General features: G+C 72.2%; 22 protein-coding genes. 13 read left to right on the top strand and 9 right to left on the bottom strand.

Annotated features, from left to right (window positions below; genetic code table 11):
• On the top strand, positions 1-900 hold a 900-nt coding region (locus tag ACTJK8_RS30290; RefSeq protein ID WP_440763048.1), incomplete at its 5' end, for a methyl-accepting chemotaxis protein.
• A 67-nt stretch (positions 901-967) separates the two neighbouring features.
• Here the strand turns inward: ACTJK8_RS30290 and ACTJK8_RS30295 are convergent.
• The gene (locus ACTJK8_RS30295; RefSeq protein ID WP_012319924.1) at positions 968-1,429 is read right to left on the bottom strand and encodes a DUF2852 domain-containing protein; all 462 of its coding nucleotides are present in this window, start codon (positions 1,427-1,429) and stop codon (positions 968-970) included.
• A 57-nt stretch (positions 1,430-1,486) separates the two neighbouring features.
• Entirely contained in the window at positions 1,487-2,164 is a 678-nt protein-coding gene (locus ACTJK8_RS30300; RefSeq protein WP_024829608.1) for a TetR/AcrR family transcriptional regulator, read from the bottom strand.
• A 223-nt stretch (positions 2,165-2,387) separates the two neighbouring features.
• Here ACTJK8_RS30300 and ACTJK8_RS30305 point away from each other — a divergent pair, with 223 nt between their 5' ends.
• From ACTJK8_RS30305 to ACTJK8_RS30315, 3 genes are all read left to right on the top strand, one after another.
• Complete coding sequence (locus ACTJK8_RS30305) at positions 2,388-2,702, top strand: hypothetical protein (protein WP_012319926.1); 315 nt, start codon at positions 2,388-2,390, stop codon at positions 2,700-2,702.
• Between the two features lie 125 nt (positions 2,703-2,827).
• Positions 2,828-3,229 carry a thioredoxin family protein gene (locus ACTJK8_RS30310; protein WP_053622432.1) on the top strand — a complete coding sequence of 134 codons (402 nt, stop codon included), beginning with the start codon at positions 2,828-2,830 and terminating at the stop codon, positions 3,227-3,229.
• 94 nt (positions 3,230-3,323) lie between these two features.
• Positions 3,324-4,505 (top strand): glycosyltransferase, encoded by a 1,182-nt coding sequence (locus ACTJK8_RS30315; RefSeq protein ID WP_440763049.1) that lies wholly within the window; start codon positions 3,324-3,326, stop codon positions 4,503-4,505.
• A 5-nt stretch (positions 4,506-4,510) separates the two neighbouring features.
• Here ACTJK8_RS30315 and ACTJK8_RS30320 read toward each other — a convergent pair whose 3' ends face one another.
• On the bottom strand, positions 4,511-5,452 hold the full coding sequence (locus ACTJK8_RS30320) for a helix-turn-helix domain-containing protein (protein WP_024829605.1): 942 nt from the start codon (positions 5,450-5,452) through the stop codon (positions 4,511-4,513).
• Positions 5,453-5,573: 121 nt separating this feature from the next.
• A complete protein-coding gene (locus ACTJK8_RS30325) occupies positions 5,574-6,341 on the bottom strand; it encodes a zinc-ribbon domain-containing protein (RefSeq protein ID WP_024829604.1) in 768 nt (255 codons plus the stop codon).
• Between the two features lie 181 nt (positions 6,342-6,522).
• Between ACTJK8_RS30325 and ftsE the strand changes: the two genes are divergently transcribed.
• From ftsE to ACTJK8_RS30340, 3 genes are all read left to right on the top strand, one after another.
• Complete coding sequence (gene ftsE, locus ACTJK8_RS30330; RefSeq protein WP_020093599.1) at positions 6,523-7,215, top strand: cell division ATP-binding protein FtsE; 693 nt, start codon at positions 6,523-6,525, stop codon at positions 7,213-7,215.
• On the top strand, positions 7,212-8,180 hold the full coding sequence (locus ACTJK8_RS30335) for a cell division protein FtsX (RefSeq protein ID WP_012319932.1): 969 nt from the start codon (positions 7,212-7,214) through the stop codon (positions 8,178-8,180). The genes ftsE and ACTJK8_RS30335 overlap by 4 nt, the downstream gene beginning before the upstream one ends.
• A 152-nt stretch (positions 8,181-8,332) precedes the next feature.
• Positions 8,333-9,109 (top strand): YdcF family protein, encoded by a 777-nt coding sequence (locus tag ACTJK8_RS30340; protein ID WP_012319933.1) that lies wholly within the window; start codon positions 8,333-8,335, stop codon positions 9,107-9,109.
• 27 nt (positions 9,110-9,136) lie between these two features.
• On the opposite strand, the gene ACTJK8_RS30345 is transcribed toward ACTJK8_RS30340, so the two are convergent.
• From ACTJK8_RS30345 to ACTJK8_RS30355, 3 genes are all read right to left on the bottom strand, one after another.
• On the bottom strand, positions 9,137-9,460 hold the full coding sequence (locus ACTJK8_RS30345) for a hypothetical protein (protein ID WP_012319934.1): 324 nt from the start codon (positions 9,458-9,460) through the stop codon (positions 9,137-9,139).
• Positions 9,460-9,927: a PTS IIA-like nitrogen regulatory protein PtsN gene (ptsN, locus tag ACTJK8_RS30350; RefSeq protein ID WP_012319935.1), complete on the bottom strand. Its 468-nt coding sequence runs from the start codon at positions 9,925-9,927 to the stop codon at positions 9,460-9,462. Before ptsN ends, ACTJK8_RS30345 begins: the two co-directional genes overlap by 1 nt.
• A 144-nt stretch (positions 9,928-10,071) precedes the next feature.
• Positions 10,072-10,665, bottom strand: coding sequence for a ribosome hibernation promotion factor (locus ACTJK8_RS30355; protein ID WP_012319936.1), 594 nt, complete (start codon positions 10,663-10,665; stop codon positions 10,072-10,074).
• Between the two features lie 167 nt (positions 10,666-10,832).
• On the opposite strand from ACTJK8_RS30355, the gene ACTJK8_RS30360 reads away from it, so the two are divergent.
• The 3 genes from ACTJK8_RS30360 to ACTJK8_RS30370 all read left to right on the top strand — a co-directional run bounded on the left by ACTJK8_RS30360 (position 10,833) and on the right by ACTJK8_RS30370 (position 14,976).
• Positions 10,833-12,401, top strand: a complete 1,569-nt coding sequence (locus tag ACTJK8_RS30360; RefSeq protein ID WP_063111767.1) for a glucan biosynthesis protein D — start codon at positions 10,833-10,835, stop codon at positions 12,399-12,401.
• Between the two features lie 53 nt (positions 12,402-12,454).
• A complete protein-coding gene (mdoH, locus tag ACTJK8_RS30365) occupies positions 12,455-14,614 on the top strand; it encodes a glucans biosynthesis glucosyltransferase MdoH (protein WP_012319938.1) in 2,160 nt (719 codons plus the stop codon).
• Between the two features lie 194 nt (positions 14,615-14,808).
• Positions 14,809-14,976 (top strand): hypothetical protein, encoded by a 168-nt coding sequence (locus tag ACTJK8_RS30370; protein ID WP_012319939.1) that lies wholly within the window; start codon positions 14,809-14,811, stop codon positions 14,974-14,976.
• Positions 14,977-14,996: 20 nt separating this feature from the next.
• Here ACTJK8_RS30370 and ACTJK8_RS30375 read toward each other — a convergent pair whose 3' ends face one another.
• Positions 14,997-15,197: a hypothetical protein gene (locus ACTJK8_RS30375; protein ID WP_012319940.1), complete on the bottom strand. Its 201-nt coding sequence runs from the start codon at positions 15,195-15,197 to the stop codon at positions 14,997-14,999.
• Between the two features lie 359 nt (positions 15,198-15,556).
• Between ACTJK8_RS30375 and ACTJK8_RS30380 the strand changes: the two genes are divergently transcribed.
• The 3 genes from ACTJK8_RS30380 to ACTJK8_RS30390 all read left to right on the top strand — a co-directional run bounded on the left by ACTJK8_RS30380 (position 15,557) and on the right by ACTJK8_RS30390 (position 19,622).
• A complete protein-coding gene (locus tag ACTJK8_RS30380) occupies positions 15,557-15,865 on the top strand; it encodes a hypothetical protein (RefSeq protein WP_012319941.1) in 309 nt (102 codons plus the stop codon).
• 76 nt (positions 15,866-15,941) lie between these two features.
• Positions 15,942-18,260 carry a Tex family protein gene (locus ACTJK8_RS30385; RefSeq protein WP_440763050.1) on the top strand — a complete coding sequence of 773 codons (2,319 nt, stop codon included), beginning with the start codon at positions 15,942-15,944 and terminating at the stop codon, positions 18,258-18,260.
• A gap of 150 nt (positions 18,261-18,410) precedes the next feature.
• Positions 18,411-19,622: a hypothetical protein gene (locus ACTJK8_RS30390; protein WP_059409773.1), complete on the top strand. Its 1,212-nt coding sequence runs from the start codon at positions 18,411-18,413 to the stop codon at positions 19,620-19,622.
• A 54-nt stretch (positions 19,623-19,676) separates the two neighbouring features.
• Here the strand turns inward: ACTJK8_RS30390 and ACTJK8_RS30395 are convergent.
• Positions 19,677-20,424, bottom strand: a 748-nt coding sequence (locus tag ACTJK8_RS30395; protein ID WP_440763051.1) for a glycosyltransferase family 2 protein, incomplete at its 5' end; no start/stop codon positions are given.

Consider the following 20,424-nt stretch of genomic DNA (forward strand, 5'->3'; position numbering starts at 1 on the left):
CGGCAGCTCGAGGCCGAGGCCGAGGCGGCCCGGCAGGACGCGGAGCGCCAGCGCAGCCTCGTCATGCGGCAGATCGCCGATCGGTTCGCCGACACCGTCGGCGGGATCGTCGCGCAGGTCTCGGCCGCGGCGACCGGCCTGCAGGCGACGGCCCGGAGCATGACCGAGACCGCCGCGCAGACCGCCGAGCAGTCGAGCACCGTCGCGGCCGCGGCCGAGCAGGCGGCCAGCAATGTCGGCACCGTGGCGGCGGCGGCCGAGGAGCTCGGCACCTCGGTCCAGGAGATCGGCCGGCAGGTCGACGGCTCGGCCAGCCTCGCGCGCGCGGCCGTCGCCGAGGCCGATCAGACCGGCGCGCTGGTCCAGGAGCTGAGCGAGGCGGTGACGCGGATCGGCGACGTGGTCGGGCTGATCTCGACCATCGCGGGCCAGACCAACCTGCTGGCGCTCAACGCCACGATCGAGGCCGCGCGTGCCGGTGCGGCCGGTCGCGGTTTCGCCGTCGTGGCCACCGAGGTGAAGGCGCTGGCCGAGCAGACCGCCCGGGCGACCGAGGAGATCGCCGGCCAGATCGGGCGGGTCCAGGCCTCGACCGGTCAGGCCGTGGCGGCGATCGGGACGATCACGGCGCGGATCCGCGACATCGACGGCGTCGCGACCTCCATCGCGGCGGCGGTCGAGCAGCAGGGCGCGGCCACCCACGAGATCGTCCGCAACGTCGGGCAGGCGGCGGCCGGCACCGGCGAGGTCACCAGCAACATCGTCAGCGTCGCGAGCGCCGCCGAGAAGACCGGGGGCGCCGCCGGGCTGGTCCTGGCCGAGGCGTCGCGGCTCTCGGAGCAGTCCGAGCACCTGAACGCCGAAGTGGCGCGCTTCCTGGACCGGGTTCGCGCGGCCTGACGCGGGCCCCCGACGCGCTCCCGACGGCGTCCGGGCCGTTTCGCCCGGACGCCGTCGTCTCGAGGACTCAGACCGAGCGGCTGCCGCCCTCGTTCCGGCGCTTGGCCATGAACGCGTCGAACTGCTCGCGATCCCGGGCGCGCTTCAGCTCCTCGACGAAGTCCGAGAAGGCGCGGCTCTCTTCCTCGAGAGCGCGGCGCTGCGCTTCCAGGCGGTCGAGCTCGGCCCGGCGATACTCGTCGAACGCGGCGTTCCCGGTGCCGCCGCGGCGGTTGGCGGCCTCGAAGGCGCGGGCGAAGCGGGACGCGGGACGCCCACCGTCGAACTCGGAGACCGTCCGGCGCGCGGCGTCCCGCAGCTCGGCGAAGGCCGGGTAGCCGGCGAACTTCCAGGCGACCAGCGCGAGGCCAATCGGCCACCAGTAGATGAAGCCGACCACGATCGCGCCGATCTCGAGCGACCGACGCGGGAACGGGCCGGACCGGCAGAGCCTGCCGGTCGCCCAGGGAGAGGAGGATTGAGAGGTCACGGCTGTGCTCCGCTGTTCATGTGAACGCGGTTAACATGCGGGTCCGGCGCGGGCCTTTCAAGGCCGACCGGCGCCGTCGTCGCGCTCGCCGGGGCGCCCAGCCCCGTGGACGAGGGCGAGCACTCCGGCCCGCAGGAGCTCGTACTTGTCGGGGAAGCCGGGGCCGCGCGGCAGATGTCCGGCGGCCGAGAGGGTCGCGAGGCCGTGGGCCAGGGCCCAGACTTCCAGGGCGATGAAGCGCGGCGCCACGCCACCGAATCCGTCCGCGAAGGTCGACTGCAGCGCTTCCACCAGGAGATCGAAGGGGCTCGGCCGCGCCTCCGCGCCGGCGGCTCCGGCGGGCGTATCCGGTTCGGCCCCGCCCGCGGGCGCACCGCGGGTCTCGAAGATCGCCGCGTAGTAGGCCGGCTCCTCCTCGGCGAAGGCGAGGTAGGTCTCACCCATCCGGGTGAACCGCTCCAGGGGCGTCCCGCGCGACGTCAGGGCCCGCGCCAGGCGCGCGGCGAGCTCGGCGAAGCCGCGCCCGGCGAGTTCCTCGAGAAGCGCCTCGCGGCCCCGGAAATGGCGGTACAGCGCGGCCGGCGTCACGCCCACGAGGCGCGCAGCGTCGACAAGGGTGAAGCCGCCGATCCCGCGCTCGGCGATGAACCGGCGCGCGGCCTCCAGGAGGGCCTCCTTCAGATTGCCGTGATGGTAGCTCCGCCGGTCGTCCGGCCCGTCCCGCCAGGGTCGCAAGATCTCATATCCTTCACGCGCCTATTACACCTCACCGAACGTCTGCACCGCTGTCGAGTCCGAAGACCAACGACCGCGGATTTTCGAGGTCGGCCTCTACATGACAGCCGAAGACGACGGTTGTTTCGGGCGCATGGGGCGACGCTTGACCGCCCCCGGGCCGGCGTAACACTATTACACGCGGGCCGCTGGGGATTCCATCGCAGGACGACGAGCATCGCGCATGGCCTTCGTGAGCCTCAAGGCGTGGCGGGCCCGCTCGGCGGAGCGCGCCGCGATCGCGGCGCGCCTGAAGCAGGACCTGCGGGCGGCCCTCGGCCTCGGCGAGGCCGACACGCTGGCGGTCAACGAGATCGCCTGCGCCGATCCGGGCTGCCCCGACATGGAGACCATCGTGCTGGTGATGCGCGCCGGCGCGCCCACGCGAGCCCTGCGAATCAGGCGCCCGATCGACGCCGTCGACCCCGACGACATCGCGGCGGTCGTGGCGGAAGACCGGTCATCCGAAGCGCGGCCGGGCGACGTCTCAACAATGTGATCCCGCGCGGGGGCAATCGGTCTCCGCGGCGCTCAGGTCACAGGGACGGGCCCGCGCGCGCGACGTAGCATCCCTCCAACAGCAGCGCGCCCCGCTCGGACGGGGCCGCGGGAGGAACGCACGCCATGAAGAGCCGCCGCCACGTCCTCGCGCTCGTCGGCCTCGCCCTCGCCGGTTCGAGCCTGCTCGAGGCTTCTGCCCGGGCGGGCGAGACCCGACCGTTCTCGGACGCCGCCTTCGAGGCCGCGCAGAGGAGCGGGAAGCCCGTGCTGATCGCGGTCAGCGCACCCTGGTGCCCGATCTGCCGGACGCAGAAGCCGATCCTCGCGAGGCTCTCGGCCGAGCCGCGCTTCAAGGACCTCCAGATCTTCGATATCGATTTCGACAGCCAGAAGGACCTGCTGCGGCGCCTGAACGTGCGGATGCAGAGCACGCTGATCGCCTACAAGGGCGCGACCGAGGTCGGCCGCTCGGTCGGTGAGACGCAGCCGGAATGGATCGAGGGGCTCGTCGAGAAGACGCTGTGAAAGGGGACGCTTCGCCCGTTCCCCCTGTCCGGTCCCGTTCAGGGAAGCTCCGGCATAAGCCCGGACCAGGCCCGCGCGACGGGTCCGGCGGAGAATGTCACCGGTGTCGAGCCCCCCTTTGTCAGACGTCCCGGGTCCCGACGCGATCGTGGCCGTGCCCGTGCGCAACGAGGAGGAGCGGATCGCCGCCTGCCTGCGGGCGATCGACGCCCAGGCCGGTGCCGAACCGGGGCGGGTCGGGCTCGTGCTGTTCCTGAACAACTGCACGGACGGCACCGAGGCGCTCGTGGCCGCGCTGGTGCCGACGCTGTCGATCCCGGTCCGCGTGCTGGTCGAGAATTTCGCCGGCGCCCATGCCGGATGGGCCCGCCGGCGGGCGATGGACGCCGCCGCCGCGTGGCTGGGTGATGCGGGGAATGCGGGGATCATCCTGTCGACCGACGCCGACAGCCGCGTCCCGCCCGACTGGGTGGCGCGCAACCGCGCGGCGATCGAGGCGGGCGCCGACGCGGTGGCCGGCCGGGTCGAGCTCGACGCGGCCGAGGCGGCGCTGCTGCCGCCCTCGCTCCCCGCCCGCGGCCGTCTGGAGGACGCTTACGACGCCCTGATCACCGAGGCCGAGGCGCGGATCGACCCCGATCCGAACGACCCCTGGCCCTGCCACCGGACCGCGATCGGCGCGACCCTCGCGGTGACCCGCCGCGCCTACCTCGCGGTCGGCGGCATGCCCGAGATCCCGCTGGGCGAGGACGGCGCCTTCGTCGCGCGGCTGCTGGAGCACGGTCTGCGGGTCCGGCACGCCACCGACGTGTGCGTGACCATCTCGGCCCGCCTCGCCGGGCGCGCTCCGGGCGGCGTCGCCGACACGATCCGCTCTCGCTGCGAGGAGCCCGACGCGCTCTGCGACGCCCGCATGGAGACCTTCCCGCGCGCCGTGCGGCGCTACCTCTGGCGCCGGCGCTTCCGCCAGATGCACGGGCGCGGGGCGCTCGCGCGGGGCGACGGTTGGGCGCGGGCGATCGGGATCGCCCCGACGGAGGCGCGGCGCATCGCGGCCCTCCCCCTCGGGCAGGCCATCGCGGAGGCGGAGCGCGCCAGCCCGCGCCTGGCCTACCGCCCGATCGGCCCGCGCCAGCTCCCGGCGCAGATCCGGATCGCGCGAGTAGGCGTGGTCGCGATCCGCCTCGGCCTGGGGCTCGCCGGCGCGGCGCAGCGGATCGCGGGTGCGGCCGCGCCCGAGCGGCCGGTCACCGACCCGCGCGGCAGCCGGGTCTGATCTCGTCAGGGGCGGCGTTCCAGCACGTCCCGGGGCGCCACGCCGAACCGGCGGCGGAAGGCGCGGCTGAAGGTGGCCGCGTCGGTGAATCCGCAGCTGGTCATCACCGACGCGATGCGGGTACCGCCGCGGAGCCGCCGGTAGGCCCGGTCGAGCCGGGCGTCGCGGATCTTCGCCGCCACCCCCTCGTCGCCCGTGAAGGCCGCGTAGAGCCGGCTCCGCGAGACCCGCAGGGCGGCCGGCAGCGATTCCGGCCCGAAGGCGGGATCGTGCAGCCGGCGCTCGATATGGGCGAGCGCCAGGGCCCGCACGGCGTCGCCGGACAGGTCATCGCCGGCCTTCTCGCCCTGCCCGTCCGCGAGAGCCCGCAGCAGATGCAGGACGCCCTCGAGAGCGATGCCGGCCTCCGCCTCCGACAGGCCGCCGATCGTCTCGGAGAAGGAGCGGAGATAGGTCGCGAACAGGCCGCTGAGCGGCGTCGCGCGGAGCCTGCGCCCGGCGAAGGCCTGCACGCTGCCGACCTGGCTCAGGAAGGCGGCGCGCGGCACCTGGAGGCGGATCTCCTCGTAGGAATCGCGGCTCCCGATCGCGAAGGGCTGGTCCATGGCGTGGACGGTGACGTCGCCGGCGCTCAGTAAGGCACCGCCATTGCCCTGCTCGACGTAGCCGCTGCCCTGCAGAAGGAGCACGATCGCGATGTCGTCCCGCCCGTCGCGCCGCACGTGCTGCGCCGTGCGCTCCACGCCGATCGGGTTGCTGAGGGTGTGGAGGACCGCGCCGTGACGGGTGATCGCGAGGCGGCGGCCCGCCGCGAACGGCACGTCGGGCGCCAGCGGCGTCGCGTGGACGCGCGCCAGCACCGTACTGCGCCAGTAGTCGAAGGCGTGCTTCTGCTCGACCGCGTCGGTCGTCTCGACGAGGATGGGAACGGTCTCGCGAACACTCACAGCATGGCGGTCCCGGGCGCCGACGACGGGCGCCGCTCACATCCGCGCCGCGGGCCTGTTGGGAAGGTTGCAGATCCGACCATCAGCCGCAACCTGAACGAAGTGCTGAGGCGGCCCCGCCTCAACGCTCCGCGGCCGCAACCCGCGGCTCGGGGCGGGTCGCGGCCGCGTCGGCGAAATGCACGATCACGGCGCGCCCTGCGGCCGGCGGCGCGAGCAGGCTCGCGCGGAACCGCGCGGTCTCGGTCGCGGCGAGGACCGTCCGGGGCGGCGGGACCGACACTGTCTTGATCGTCCGACCGCCGGCGTCGCGGATCTCGACGCTCAGCGGCCCCACGGGCGCGTCGGAGCGGGCGACGCCGACCAGGTCGCCCTCGATGACGAGTTCGGCGGGACTGTCGTCCTCCGCCGGGTTGTTGAAGGCGACGACGTCGCGGATCTCGATGCCGCGCACGTTCACCGGCAGGCCGATGCGGGCGAACAGGGAGGCGGTCTGCGGGACGGCCCGGACCACGGCGGTGCGGGCGAGGCAGACCAGCGGGATCGCCGCCAGGAGCGTCAGGCCGAACGCCAGCGAGGGTGTCAGGCCCGGGATCGCGCGGCGGGGCTGTCCGGCGGCCTTCCTGGGCTTGGCTGACCGTCGGGCCTTGGGAGCCGGGACCTCGGTCGCGTTCCGCACCGAGGCGGTCGCCTCCTCCCAGGCCGCGTCCGCGACGGGATCGGTCTCGGTCTGCGCGGCGAGTTCGGCCTCGTGGCCGGCGAGGACGTCGGCCGGCGAGATGAACCACGTCTCGCGGCAGGCGGCACAGCGGACCGAGCGGCCCTCCATGCCGACCTTGCTGGCGTCGATGCGATATTCGCTCGCGCAGCTCGGGCAGGCGATCAGCATCCGCGCCATACTCGCATCGATCGGCCGCAACCGGGCCGGACAGTGAATTGCTTGAAGAAGTGTCGCCGAACAGGGTTAAGGGGCCGTGAAATCCCCGAGGCCTTGAAAACGCCCGCCGCTCCGGCGATTCCCGAGGGATGGACAGACGAGATACGGCACGGCCTTGAACCTACAGGCGAGCATGAAGAGCCTGCTGCCCGGCGCGGAGCGGCCGGTGGTGCAGTTCGAGAATGTCGGCATGCGCTACGGCCTTGGGCCGGAGGTGCTGTCCGACGTGAGCTTCCGCATCGCGCCGCGCTCCTTCCAGTTCCTGACCGGCCCGTCCGGGGCCGGGAAGACGACGCTGCTGCGCCTGATCCTGCTGTCGGTGCGGCCGACCCGCGGGCTCGTCTCGATCTTCGGCGAGGAGGTGAGCGACATCTCCGCGAAGGCGCTGACCGGGCTCCGGCGCCGGATGGGCGTGGTGTTCCAGGACTTCCGGCTCCTCGACCACCTGACCACCTACGAGAACGTCGCCCTGCCCCTGCGCGTCCAGGGCCGGGCCGAGGCGAGCTACCGGGCCGAGGTGGTAGAGCTGCTGCGCTGGGTCGGCCTCGGCGAGCGCATGCACGCCCTGCCCCCGCTGCTCTCGGGCGGCGAGAAGCAGCGCGCCGCCATCGCCCGCGCCCTGATCGCGCGGCCCGACCTGCTGCTCGCGGACGAGCCCACCGGCAACGTCGATCCGGGCCTGGGGCGGCGGCTGCTCCGCCTGTTCCTGGAGCTGAACAAACTCGGGACCTCGGTCATCATCGCCACCCACGATTTCGGCATCATGGACGCCGTCGATGCCCGCCGGATGGTCCTGGGCGAAGGCCGGCTGCGGATCGAGGAATGAGCACTCAGGCGATGCCGCGGACGAAGGCCGGTGGACCGGCCGTGCCGCCCGACCCGTCGGTGCCGGCCAACCTGCGCCGCAACGCGCCGCTGGTGCCCACCGACACGGCCGCCGGCCGCTCCCTGGCCGCGGTCATCGCGATCCTGACCTTCCTCGCCGGCCTCTGCGCGGGCGCGGCCGAGATGGTCGCGACGAACGCCGCTCAGTGGCAGGGCGACGTGGCCCGCGAGGTCACGATCCAGGTCCGGCCCGGACCCGGCCGGGACGTCGACGCCGACGTCGGCCGCGCCGACGCCATCGCCAAGGCCGAACCGGGGATCGCGGAGACGCGGGTGTTCAGCAAGGCCGAGGCCGAGCGCCTGCTCGAGCCGTGGCTCGGCACCGGGCTCGACCTCTCCGACCTCCCGGTGCCGCGCCTGATCGCCCTCAAGCTCTCCAGCGGCCAGGCGGCGGACCTGAAGCGTCTGCGATCACGCCTCGTCGAGGCGCTGCCGGGCGTCGCCAGTCTCGACGACCACGCCCTCTGGCTCCAGCGGCTCTCGACCGCCGCCAACGCCTTCGTGGGGATCGGGATCGGGCTGGTGCTGCTCGTCCTGATCGCCACCGGCCTCGCCGTGACCTTCGCGACCCGTGGCGCCATGGCGAGCAACCGCGAGGTCGTGGAGGTGCTGCATTTCGTCGGCGCCGACGACGACTACATCGCCCGGGCGTTCCAGCGGCGCTTCTTCGGCCTGGGTCTCCGCGGCGGCGCGATCGGGGCCGGTCTGGCGCTCGTCGCCTTCGTGATCGCCGGTGTCCTCGCGCGGGCCGCGCGCTCCGGACCGGCCGGTCAGGAGGTCGAGGCGCTGTTCGGCGCGTTCCAGATCGGCCTGCGCGGCTACGCCAGCGTGATCCTGATCGGCGTGATCGCGTCCCTCGTCACGGGCGTCGTCTCGCGCGTGACCGTGCGGCGCTTCCTGGCTTAACGCCCGGCTGCGTCACGAAGACGTGGAAATAGGGGGTCTAGCCGGCACGTTTACCATCTGGAAACTTTATGGTTGCGGTGTGGAAACAGCCGACAGCGCCGGCCTCCGAGCCGCCGCAATCGGCGCTGATTCTCCGGAGGATGACCACGCGTATGCTGCGCGCATCGGATCCGCCCTCGACCGACGCCGTCGGCTGGGCCTGGCACGAGTGGGGTCTCCCGCGCCGCGCCGTCGTGCGCCCGCGCGAACGGCGGCGGATCGCTCTCTGGACCTGCAGCCTCGGCGCCGGACTCGGGATGCTGGCCCTGTTCGCCGGGTTTCTGGTGTTCGTGAGCGCCCTCGCCCGCCACGAGCGGACGCCCACCGACCGGGCCGACGGGATCGTCGCGCTGACCGGCGGCGCCCAGCGGATCGGTGACGCGATCGACCTCCTCGCGGGCGGCTACGGCCGGCGCCTGCTCATCACCGGCGTCAACGAGCGGACCAGCCGCGACGAGATCGCCCGGCTGAACCCGACCCAGCGCGCCCTGATCGCCTGCTGCGTGGACCTCGACTACCGCGCGCGCAACACGATCGGCAACGCCATCGAGACGCGCCGCTGGATGCGCGCGCACCGGTTCAGCACGGTCGCGGTCGTGACCTCGAACTACCACATGCCGCGGACGCTGGTGGAACTCGACCACGCCCTGCAGGACAGCGACCGCGTGCTGCCGCATCCCGTCGTGACCGAGGCGTTCGACGCCGACCGCTGGTGGCAGAACCCGCCGGCCGCGCGACTCCTGGCCTCCGAGTACATGAAGTTCCTGGTCAGCTGGGTGCGCACGCGCTTCGAGGCCGATCCCGAGCGCTCCCGCGCCGCGATCCTGATCGGCCGCGGCAAGCCCGTGAAGATGGTGGCCGAGCCGCTGATGCTGCGCGGCGTCGATTGAGGGCGCGGCGCGCCCTCCGCCCCCGCCCTACTGCCCCTTGCAGCGGGCCTTGATCGCCGCCGAGAACTCGCGGTCCGATCCCTGGACCTGGGCGAGGCGCTCGCTGCGCTCCGAGCCGGACAGGCAGCGCCCGTAGACGCTCGCCACGCGCCGCATCGTCTCCACGTGTCGCCGCCAGACGCGGCAGTTCTTGGCATCGTCGCCGTCGGCCTGCTCCAGCTGCTCGAGGGCCTGGCGCTGCATCGACTGCGCCACCAGGACGTCGCGGGCGCAGGTGGTCTCGCCCTGGGCGGCGGCGCCGGAGACGCCGGCCGCGAGGATCAGGGCGGCGATGCGGAAGCTCGGGATCATCAGGCGGCCTGCGGTGCCGTCGAGCGCGTCAGGAGCGCGTAGAGCGCCCCGGCGTCCCGGGCGGCGCGGATATGCGCGAGCATGCCCGGCTCGCGCAGGATACGGGCCACCTGCGCCAGGGCCTTCAGGTGGTCGGCGCCGGCACCCTCGGGCGCGAGCAGCAGGAAGGCGATGTCCACGGGCTGGCCGTCCAGGGCCTCGAAATCCACCGGGCGGTCGAAGCGCGCGAACAGCCCGAAGAGACGGTCCAGGCCGGGGAGCTTGCCGTGCGGGATCGCCACCCCGTCGCCGATGCCGGTCGAGCCGAGCCGCTCGCGCTGGAGAAGGGTGTCGAAGACGGGGCGCTCGCCGAGGGCGGGCAGGCGCCGCGCCGCCTGCGCGGCGAGATCCTGCAGCACCTGCTTCTTGGCGCGGGCGCGCAGGGCCGGCACGACCGACTCGGGGTCGAGGAATTCCAGAACTGGCATCGAACGACCGTTGCCCCGTCGCCCGCTCGCGAGGAAGCGGGCCTCGTCGCAGGGGCGTCGACGACCGTTCCGGCCGCGCCCCCGCTGGATTCAATGGGCGGGGAAACCAGCCGGTTCCGGCTCCGTTCCACCCGACCCGCAGCGTCACTCGGTGGCGTTCGGCGGGTCCACCCAGCCGATCGCTCCGTCGCTCCGCCGGTATACGACGTTGACGCGGCCGGTGCCAGCGTGGACGAACACAACCACTGGGGATCCCGTCATATCGAGGGCGGTCACCGCCTCGCCGATGGTGCGGCGCTGGAGGGTCTTGGTGCTCTCGGCGACGATCGGCGGGTGGGCGTCGCCCTCGGCGGCGTCGTCCTCCTCCACCTCCGGGGCGGCGAACACCGCGTAGGCAGCCTCGATGGCCGCGGCGTCGCCCGGGCCGGTCGCGTGCTGCTTCAGCTTGTGCTTGTAGCGCCGCAGTCGGGTCTCCAGGCGCTCGGCGGTCTGCTCGAAGCTCGAGCGCGCGTCGTGCGCGAAGCCGTTCGCCTCGATGGTCAGACCGGAGACGAGATGCAGCACGCAATCCGTCCGGAAGGCGGTGCCGTCGCGCCGGAGCGTGACGTGGCCGTTGCAGGAATCGTGCATGTGCGAGTCGAGATACTTGGCCTGGATCGCGGACATCCGCTCCTCGACGCGGCCGCGCAGACTCTCGCCGAGATCCACGCCGTGGCCAGTCACCCGCAACGATCCCATGCTGCCTCCCCCGTTCTGATGCAGTCGGCCGAATTAGAGAGCCGGCTCGGGTTAAGTCAACGGAGCCCCTTGCGGTTCAAGCAGTTGCTTAACCCTGGGTTCAGCTGGCCTGTCCGTATAGACGGGGCCGCCCGAACCCCGGCCCGCGACGTGAGACCACCGCCTGCATGACGATCGACCCCGGATTCTCCGCCACCGCGACACGCCGCGCCGTCCTGGGCGGCGCGCTCGGTGCTGCCGCGGGACTGCTCCCGGCGGCCGCGCGGGCAGCCGACCCGGAGAAGGTCCCGGCTCTGCCCGGAAGCGGTGAGGCGTTCGAGGCGAACACGCTGACCGACCTCGCTCGCGCCCGCGCCGCCGCCCCCTACGCGGCGCCGAAGACCGGCGACGTGCCGGCCGTTCTCAAGAACCTCTCCCGCGAGGCCTACGAGGCCATCCGGCCCGCGGAGGGCCGCGCGGTCTGGGCCGACCGGAACGCCGGCTACGTCCTGGAGCCGCTGCTGCGGGGCTCGATCTTCGAGACGCCGGTCTCGCTGTTCGTCGTGGAGAACGGCCTCGTTCAGCCGGTCGGGTACGACAAGTCCGCCATCGCGGCGCCTGGCCTCGACCTGCCCGACCTGGCCGCCGACACGGCCTTCTCGGGCTTCCGCCTGCGCGCCCGGTTCGACGGCGCCGACGGGCTCTCGAACTTCGCCCTGTTCCAGGGCGGCTCGTTCTTCCGCCTCGTCGCCGAGGGCCAGGATTTCGGCATCAACGCCCGGGCCCTCGCCCTGCGTCCGGCCGATTCCCGCGGCGAGGAGTTCCCGCTGTTCCGGGCCCTGTTCATCGAGACGCCGCGCGCGGGTCAGCCGGTCGTCGTCCACGCCCTCGCGGAATCGGAATCCGCGACCGCGGCGTTCAGGATCACGCTGACGCCGGGCCGCGACGTCTCTACGGCGCAGATCGACGGAACGGTCTTCGCCCGCACCGAGCTGGACCATATCGGGCTCGGCGGCATGCAGGGCAGCTACCTGTTCGGCGCCCTCGACCGGAACCGCGTGGACGACCTGCGCGCCGCGGCCTTCTCGGTGGAGGGCTTGGCGATCCACAACGGCTACGGCGAGCCGATCTGGCGCCCCGTTCACAATCCCGAGGCGCTGCAGGTCTCGGCGTTCGTGGATCGCGGGCCCAAGGGCTTCGGCCTCATGCAGCGGGCCCGCGCCTACGACGATTTCGAGGACGACCGCCGCCACTGGGAGCAGCGCCCGTCCCTCTGGCTGGAGCCGCTCGACGACTGGAACGAGGGCGCGGTCACCTTGCTGGAGATCCCGAGCGATTCCGAGTTGAACGAGAATGTCTTCGCCTATTGGCGGCCCAAGGCGAAGCTGGCGAAGGGCGCGGAGATGCGATTCCAGTGCCGTCAGCACTGGTCGAAGGGCTGGCCGGACCCGCTGCCGCCGGAGATCGCCCGGGTGCGCGACAGCCGCTGCGGCCGCGGCAGCTCGGGCAATCGCCGGCTCTTCGCGGTGGATTTCGAGGGCGACGCGCTGTTCCAGCCCGGCGACATCGACGTCGACCTCGCGGCCTCGGCCGGGACGATCACGCGCCAGGAACGGTTTCGGTATTCCGATCGTAAGACCCTGCGGATCCTGTTCGAACTCGATCCGGGAAGCGAGCGCGCGAGCGAGTTGCGCCTCGCGCTCCGGCGCGGTCAGGCCCGGGCGAGCGAGACATGGCTGTTTCGCTGGACGCCCTGATCCGTCATCACGACAGCTGAGGACCGGCCTGCCCCGTGCGATTGGACGAGACGATGACCCTGCCGCCAGCGACGGACGCCGGGTCCGGGCGCGACACCGCGACCGACGGCGGCCGTCACCTGCCGCCCGAGGCGCCCCTGTCCATGCCGGTTCAGGACCTGGCGCGCTGGGATCCGGGGCTCGGGCACCGATGGGTGCGCCGGGCCCGGACGCCCTGGCCGGAGCGGCTCCTGGTGTTCGGTGGCGCCGTGGCCCTGACGGCCTACGGCGGCTGGCAGATGGTCGAGACCGTGTCGGTCTCCGGCAGCCCGACCGCGCTCCAGCTCGTCTTGGTCGTCCTGTTCTGCCTGACCTTCTCGTGGATCGCGCTCGCCTTCACCAGCGCGGTGCTGGGTTTCGGGACGCTCCTGCGCCGACCGCGGCCGACGCCGGACCCGACGGCGCTGCGCACGCGGACCGCGGTCCTGATGCCGGTCTACAACGAGGCCACGGCCCGCACCTTCGCGGGGATCGAGGCCATGCGCGAGGCGGTCGAGGCCACCGGGCTCGGAGACCATTTCGACTGGTTCGTGCTGTCGGATTCGACCCAGCCCGACGCCTGGATCGCCGAGGAGCGCGCCTATCTCGACCTGCGCGGCCGGCTCGGTCCCGAGGCCCGGCTCTACTACCGGCACCGGCCGAAGAATCATCACCGCAAAGCAGGCAACATCGGCGATTTCGTCACCCGCTGGGGCGGCCGCTACGACCACATGCTCGTCCTGGACGCCGACAGTCTGATGAGCGGATCGGCGGTCGTGGCGCTCGCCGCCGCCATGGAGGCGGACCCGGATGCCGGCATCATCCAGACGCTGCCGCTGATCATCAACCGCAACACCCTGTTCGCCCGCCTCCAGCAATTCGCCGCCCGGATCTACGGTCCGGTGATCGCGGCCGGCCTCGCCGCGTGGTCCGGTCGGGACGGCAACTACTGGGGGCACAACGCGATCATCCGGACCCGCGCCTTCGCGGATTCCTGCGGCCTGCCCGACCTGCCCGGGAAGCCGCCCTTCGGTGGACACATCCTGTCCCACGACTTCGTCGAGGCGGCCCTGATCCGTCGCGCCGGCTGGGCGGTGTACATGCTCCATCGCCTGCCGGGCTCGTACGAGGAGAGCCCGCCGTCGCTGATCGACGTGGCGGTGCGCGACCGGCGCTGGGCGCAGGGCAATCTCCAGCACGCGCGCGTCATCGGCGCCGCGGGGCTGCATCCGGCCACCCGGCAGCACTTCGCCACCGGCATCGCCGGCTACCTGGCCTCGCCGCTCTGGCTGCTGCAGCTGGTGGTCGGTATCCTGCTGGTTCTGCAGACGGCCACGGAGCGGCCGGACTATTTCGGCGGCGCCGGCTTCTCGCCGGTCTTCCCGCGCTTCGATCCGGTCCGCGCGCTCCAGCTGTTCGGCCTCACCATGGCGGTCCTGCTGGCACCCAAGCTCCTCGGCCTGATCCTGGCCCTGCTGGACGGCCCGGTGCGGCGCGCCTGCGGGGGCGCCGGGCGGCTGGTCCTGTCCAGCCTCGTCGAGATCCTGCTGTCCGCCCTCGTGGCGCCGGTGGCGATGGTGATCCAGTCGGGCTCCGTGATGGGCATCCTGCTCGGACGGGACACGGGTTGGAATCCGCAGCGGCGGGACGACGGCTCGATACCGCTGCGCGACATCGTCGTCCGCCATCGGTGGCACACGCTGCTGGGGCTGGTGGCGGGCGTCGCCGCCTTCGCGATCGCCACCTCGCTGTTCCTCTGGATGAGCCCGACGATCTTGGGTCTGGTGCTCGCGATCCCGATCTCCTGGGCGAGCGGCCAGCTCGGGCTCGGCCTGGCGCTCAAGCGCCGCCTGCTCCTCGCCACTCCCGAAGAGGCGGCGCCGCCTGAGATCGCCGTCCGCGCCGCCGCCCTCGCGGCGCGCAACGCGGAGCGCGGGTTCGACGATGCGGAAGCCCTCGCGGCCGTCCACGCCGACCCCGACCTCGCGCGCGCCCACGGCCAGATGCTCCCCCCGGGACATCGCCGCCCAAGGGGCGCGATCGACCCGGACCACACGCTGGCCACCGCCAAGATCTGCGAGGCCGAGACCGTCGCGGAGGCCCAGGCTTGGCTGTCGCCGAAGGAGCGCATGGCGCTCCTGCACGATCGCGCGCTCGTCGATCGCCTCGTCCGCCTCGACGCGAGCGGACGGTGATCGCGGTCCGGCAGCCTGCCGGGTGACGGCGCGCCCGCGCCGGGCGCCGAGCTCGGGATCGCTCCGAGCGGCTCACGGAGACGTGCCGTCCCGGTCCGACAGGAGGGCGCACCGAGGCCGCGGACAGGGTTGGATCGTGACAAGTGATTAACCATTCGGATCCTAGTCTCGATCATCGTCACTCGGATCCGGTCATGACCCTGCTGTTCGTGTTCCTGCTCCTGCCGCTCGCGGTCGCCATCGTGCTCGCCCGCGGCGAGCCGATCCGCACCATCAGCTGCCTCGGCGCGATGGGTGTGGGCTGCGTTATCGCCGCCACGAGCGTGGTCAGCCTCGTGCGCCACCGGATCCGGACGACCTGACGCCGGCGCGGCGAGCGGCGTCAGAGAAACCCGACCTGTCGCGGGCCGCCGCCGAGGCTTCGCCCGGCGCGGGCGACGAGCTGGGAGAAGGCCAGGGCCGCCGCCGTGGCCTGGGCGCGGGACGGGAAGCTGCGCCGCGACTCGACAACGGGCTCGTCAGTCTCGTTGACGAGGACCCAGGACCAGAGCGACCGGCTACGCTCTCGGATCTCGAATTGCACGAGCGCCTCCCTTTGCGGGACATGCGAAGCGGAAGTTTTGCATCGACGGGTGACATCCCGATGACGGTGCGTCTCGATCAGCGAGACGTGCCGACCGTCCAGGAATCCGTGCGAAGACCTCTGTTTCTGTGAACGGATCGCCGGGAGATCGATAGTTCGGCATCGCGCCAGCTATCCATCGTGATCTGATCGACCCAGGCATCTGCGAATCCCGTGCCAGAATAACCCAGCGGCCGGCCAGCTATCCCGAGAATCTGTGCTGGTCCGGCTGGGTCCGGCTCAGCTCCGCCGACCTCAAGCTGCATCGGGACTGCAACAGGATTGCGGCGCGCGGACTTGACTGGATTGTCTGGATCTCGATGCTCTGGCCCGTTGCGGGCGGGGTCGAGGGCATTCTGGCGCCAGCACCCGGTGGCGCTGCGACGCGGATCGACGTGATGACAGATCACAGCAGAGTCCCGAACGCGCGGTCGCGCCGCATCCTCGGCGATCTGGCCGAGACACTCGGATGTTCGGTCGACGTCTTCTTCGATCCGAGCCAGAACGACGACTTGTCGATGACCGAAGAGCTGCTGAACCTGTGGTTCTCCATCGAGGATCCAGCAGCCCGGCACCGCATCCTGGACTGTGCCCGGGCCCAGAAGGCGGAGGCTCAGCCGCACGCCTGACCGGTGCCTTGTTTCCGGCGGCTTGGCGCTCCACGCAGGCAGCCCGTCCGTCGCCGCGACCCCAGTCGGAGAAGCCATGAAAGCCGTGAACGCTCTGATCGCCGAGGAGCTCGGTGTCGGGGAGGCGCAGGTTGCCGCCACCGTCGCGCTCCTCGACGGCGGCTCGACCGTGCCGTTCATCGCGCGCTACCGGAAGGAGAATACTGGCGGCCTCGACGACACGCAGTTGCGCAGGCTGGAGGAGCGGCTGTCCTACCTGCGCGATCTCAACGAGCGGCGCGCCGCGATCGTCGCGAGCATCACGGCGCAGGGCAAGATGTCCCCATCCCTGGCGGCGGCCCTCGACACCGCCGACACCAAGGCGCGGCTGGAAGACCTGTACCTGCCCTTCCGGCCCAAGCGGCGCTCGAAGGCGCAATCCGCCCGCGAAGCCGGCCTCGAACCGCTCGCCCAGACCCTGCTGAGCCGGCCCGACCGCGCGCCCGCGTCGGTCGCGGCCGATTACGTGTCGGACGCGCGCGGCGTGCCGGACGTCGAGGCCGCGCTCGACGGCGCCCGCGCCATCCTGATCGAACGCTTCGCTGAGGACGCCGACCTCGTGGGACGATTGCGGGCGGATTACTGGCGGTCCGGGCAGCTTGTCTCGCGGGTGCGCAAGGGCAAGGCGAGCGAGGGGGCGAAGTTCTCGGACTACTTCGACTGGAGCGAGCGGCTGGAGCGGATGCCCTCGCACCGGATCCTGGCAATCTTTCGCGGTGAGCGGGAAGAGGTGCTCGACGTCGGCTTCGACGCGGAGGGCGAGGATTCGCCGCCGGGTCTACCCGGGCCGTTCGAGACGGCGATCTGCCGCCGCTTCGAGATCGCGTCGCGGGGGCGCCCCGGCGATGCCTGGCTCCTCGACACGGTCCGCACGGCGTGGCGGATGAAGATCCGGACCGGAATCAAGCAGGACCTGCGCGGCCGTCTGTTCGAGCGGGCCGAGGACGAGGCCGTGACAGTCTTCGCCGGGAACCTGAAGGACCTGCTGCTCGCTGCCCCGGCGGGCGGGCGGGCGACGATGGGGCTCGATCCGGGCTACCGGAACGGCGTGAAGGTCGCCGTGGCGGATCGAACCGGGCGGGTCGTCGCGGTGGAGACGACCTACCCGCACGAGCCGCAACGGCGCTGGCGCGAGGCCGTCGCGACGCTCGGCCGGCTGTGCCGGCTGCACGGCGTGGAGCTTCTCGCCGTCGGCAACGGCACCGCTTCCCGCGAGACCGAGCGCCTCGCCGCGGAGATCATCGCGGCCAACCCGGACCTGCCGCTCGCGAAGGTGATGGTCTCCGAGGCCGGCGCCTCGGTCTACTCGGCCTCTGAGATCGCCGCCAAGGAATTGCCCGACCTCGACGTGTCCCATCGCGGCGCGGCGTCGATCGCCCGCCGTCTCCAGGATCCCCTGGCGGAACTGGTCAAGATCGACCCCAAGTCGATCGGCGTCGGGCAGTACCAGCACGACGTGAGCGAGGCGAAGCTGTCGCGGTCGCTCGCGGCGGTGGTGGAGGACGCGGTCAACGCCGTGGGGGTGGACGTCAACACGGCCTCCCCGGCCCTCCTCGCGCAGGTCTCGGGTCTCGGCGGCGCGATGGCGGCGCGGATCGTCGCCCATCGCGACGCCCAGGGCCCGTTCCGGACGCGCGCGGCGCTCAAGAAGGTCCCGGGGCTCGGCCCGAAGACCTTCGAGCTGGCCGCGGGCTTCCTCCGCATCCAGGGCGGCGACGACCCGCTCGACGGGTCGGGAGTCCACCCGGAAGCCTACCCGGTGGTCCGCCGCATCCTCCAGGCGTTGAAGAGCGACATCCACGTCCTGCTCGGCAACGCCGCCCTGCTCGGCCGCCTCGTGCCGGAGCCGTTCGTCGACGCGCGCTTCGGCCTGCCGACCGTGCGCGACATCATCGCCGAGCTCGAGAAGCCGGGGCGGGACCCGCGGCCGGAGTTCAAGACGGCGCGCTTCCAAGAAGGCGTCGAGACGATCGGCGACCTCAAGCCCGGCATGCAGCTGGAGGGTGTCGTCACCAACGTCGCCGCCTTCGGGGCTTTCGTGGATATCGGCGTCCATCAGGACGGCCTCGTCCACATCTCGGCGATGGCCCGGCGACGGATCGCCTCGCCCACCGAGGTGGTCCGGATCGGTGAGGTCGTCCGGGTGCTGGTCCTCAACGTCGACGTCCCGCGCAAGCGCATCGCGCTGTCGATGCGGCTCGACGATCCCGTCGAGCCGGGCCAGCCGGCGCGGCGGACGGGCGAGCCGAAGCAGGACGCGCCGCGGAGCCGACCGAGCCCGGTGCCGGATCCCGCTCCGGGCGGGGCGCTGGCCGAGGCGCTCCGGCGCGCGGGCGCGGCGCCGCGGCGCGACTGAGCGGCGACCGCCCCGCGGACCGGGAACATGGTTAGCGCTTCGTAAACCTCCGTGCCGTCAGAGTGTGGGCGTCGTGCCGCGGTGCGCGATTCCAAACACCTGATCGCGATTCCGGGATCGCCGCGGCGGCCCCACGGCTCGGAGGCTCTGATGCAAGCGCACGTTGCGGGGATCGACAACCCGAACCCGATGATCGGCCCGGCACGCCTCATCCGGGCCGCCTTCGAGGGGGCCGACATGGCCGCCCTGGCCGCCGAGATCCTCGCGGAAGGCGGCGACTCCGCTCTCGACGCGGGAACGGCGCTGGACATGGCGACGATCCTGCTGCTGAAGCACCGCTTCACGGAAGGCCTCGCGCTCCAGAACGAGGTCTTGGACGGGCAGCGGCTCTTCTCGCTGCGCTCGAACCCGGATCAGGCGCGGGTCCGCGTCCTCGTCCTGGTGACCGCCGGCGATCTGATGGCCAACACGCCGATCGACTTCCTGCTCAACGACGGCGATTTCGGCCTCACCTACCTCTATCTTCGGCCCGGTGAGCCGGTGCCGCGCGATCTGCCCGCGCACGACGTGATCGTCACCGGCATCGCCTACGCGCGGACCGCCGAGCCGCTGCTGGAAGCCCTCGCGGCGGCGGCCGACCACTGGACGCGGCCGATCGTCAATCACCCGCGCCACGTGCTCAAGACCTCTCGGCACGGCATCGCGGACGCGCTGCGCGGTGCGGAGGGGATCCTGGCACCCGACGTCGTCCGCGTGAGCCGGTCCGTTCTGAGCGCGGCCGCGTCCCGCCAGACGGAGGGCCCGACCTACCCGCTGCTGGTGCGCCCCCTCGACACGCATGCCGGCAACGAGCTCCAGAAGGTCGATCGGGCGGAGGACCTGCAACTCTACCTCGCGCACACGGCCGCCGAGGCGTTCTACGTCACGCAGTACTGCGACTATCGCGGTCCCGACGGCCTCTTCCGGAAGCTCCGCGTCGTCCTGATCGACGGTGTGCCTTACCTCTGCCACATGGCCATCCGCGATCACTGGATGATCCACTACCTCAACGCCGGCATGCTGGAGGATCCGGTGAAGCGGCAGGTCGAGGCCGCGGCCATGGCCGCGTTCGACACCGACTTCGCCGAGCGCCACCGCGCCGCGTTCGCCGAGATCCACCGCAGGATCGGTCTCGATTACCTGGTCATCGACTGCGCCGAGAGCGCGGACGGCCGGCTGCTGATCTTCGAGGCGGATACCGGAATGGTCGTCCACGACATGGATCCGGTGGACCTGTTTCCCTACAAGGCGCCGCAGATGCGCCGGGTCTTCGCGGCGTTCCAGGACGCCTTGCGCGGGCGCGCTCGCGGGCGGGCCGCCTAGGGCGCGCGCCTCCGGGGCATCAGGGTGCCGGCGCCGGGTTATCCGCCCGGCGCCTCACCAGGGGATGCGGCCGAAGCGGTCGACCAGCCGCTGGTACTCGGCGTTGCTCTCGGCCTTGGACGTGCCGCCCTGGCCGACATCCGAGGTCCCGGAGCCCGGATGCACGAGGCGGCACACCAGCGGCAGGACGAAGCCGTGGCGCACGAGCTGCACGTTGGGCCCGCCGTTGCGCAGGACGTTGGCGAGCCACGGACGGACTTGGATCGCGTCCTGCAGCGTGACCGGCGCCGTCGCCTCGACGAGGTGGGCGCGGCGCAGGCCGGTCTCGGCGAGGCGGCCGAGCCACTCGTTGTCGTAGTGCCACTTCGAGGCCGGGCTGATCGCGCCGACCTGCGCGAAGGTGGCCCGCCGCATCAGCCAGCCCGACGGCGTCGCGAAGTCGTTGATCCGGACCACCTCGCCGGCCTCGTCCACCTCGAGCTGCGTCGAGGAGACGAAATCGAAGCTGTCCAGGGCTCGGACGGCGACGCCCAGATAGGGCGGCAGCCAGCGATCGTCGTCCTCGAGGAAGCCGACGAGGTCCCAGCTGTCGTCGACGGCGCCGATGGCCGCGTTCAGCGCGGGGATCTGCCCCTTGCGCGCGCCGCGCGCGAAGGTGACCTGCGGGTGCGCGGCGAGCCGCGCCGGGATCTCGGTCTCCGGATCGGTCCCGACGAAGAAGTGGATCGTCGCCGGCCGGTCGAGCTCCTGGGCGTTGGCGCTCTCGATCGCGTGTTCCAGGAAGTACTGACCGGCCTTTCCG

Origin of the sequence: Methylobacterium sp. 22177 (assembly GCF_052045615.1) — a bacterium.
Taxonomy (GTDB): Bacteria; Pseudomonadota; Alphaproteobacteria; order Rhizobiales; family Beijerinckiaceae; genus Methylobacterium; species Methylobacterium radiotolerans.

What these genes read in the sequence shown, in the direction of transcription:
- ACTJK8_RS30305 (WP_012319926.1), top strand. Translation starts at nt 2,388, where the DNA reads ATGGCCTTCGTGAGCCTCAAGGCGTGGCGGGCCCGCTCGGCGGAGCGC.
- ACTJK8_RS30310 (WP_053622432.1), top strand. Translation starts at nt 2,828, where the DNA reads ATGAAGAGCCGCCGCCACGTCCTCGCGCTCGTCGGCCTCGCCCTCGCC.
- ACTJK8_RS30315 (WP_440763049.1), top strand. Translation starts at nt 3,324, where the DNA reads ATGTCACCGGTGTCGAGCCCCCCTTTGTCAGACGTCCCGGGTCCCGAC.
- ACTJK8_RS30325 (WP_024829604.1), bottom strand. Translation starts at nt 6,341, where the DNA reads ATGCTGATCGCCTGCCCGAGCTGCGCGAGCGAATATCGCATCGACGCC.
- ftsE (WP_020093599.1), top strand. Translation starts at nt 6,523, where the DNA reads ATGAAGAGCCTGCTGCCCGGCGCGGAGCGGCCGGTGGTGCAGTTCGAG.
- ACTJK8_RS30335 (WP_012319932.1), top strand. Translation starts at nt 7,212, where the DNA reads ATGAGCACTCAGGCGATGCCGCGGACGAAGGCCGGTGGACCGGCCGTG.
- ACTJK8_RS30340 (WP_012319933.1), top strand. Translation starts at nt 8,333, where the DNA reads ATGCTGCGCGCATCGGATCCGCCCTCGACCGACGCCGTCGGCTGGGCC.
- ACTJK8_RS30345 (WP_012319934.1), bottom strand. Translation starts at nt 9,460, where the DNA reads ATGATCCCGAGCTTCCGCATCGCCGCCCTGATCCTCGCGGCCGGCGTC.
- ptsN (WP_012319935.1), bottom strand. Translation starts at nt 9,927, where the DNA reads ATGCCAGTTCTGGAATTCCTCGACCCCGAGTCGGTCGTGCCGGCCCTG.
- ACTJK8_RS30355 (WP_012319936.1), bottom strand. Translation starts at nt 10,665, where the DNA reads ATGGGATCGTTGCGGGTGACTGGCCACGGCGTGGATCTCGGCGAGAGT.
- ACTJK8_RS30360 (WP_063111767.1), top strand. Translation starts at nt 10,833, where the DNA reads ATGACGATCGACCCCGGATTCTCCGCCACCGCGACACGCCGCGCCGTC.
- mdoH (WP_012319938.1), top strand. Translation starts at nt 12,455, where the DNA reads ATGACCCTGCCGCCAGCGACGGACGCCGGGTCCGGGCGCGACACCGCG.
- ACTJK8_RS30370 (WP_012319939.1), top strand. Translation starts at nt 14,809, where the DNA reads ATGACCCTGCTGTTCGTGTTCCTGCTCCTGCCGCTCGCGGTCGCCATC.
- ACTJK8_RS30380 (WP_012319941.1), top strand. Translation starts at nt 15,557, where the DNA reads ATGCTCTGGCCCGTTGCGGGCGGGGTCGAGGGCATTCTGGCGCCAGCA.
- ACTJK8_RS30385 (WP_440763050.1), top strand. Translation starts at nt 15,942, where the DNA reads ATGAAAGCCGTGAACGCTCTGATCGCCGAGGAGCTCGGTGTCGGGGAG.
- ACTJK8_RS30390 (WP_059409773.1), top strand. Translation starts at nt 18,411, where the DNA reads ATGCAAGCGCACGTTGCGGGGATCGACAACCCGAACCCGATGATCGGC.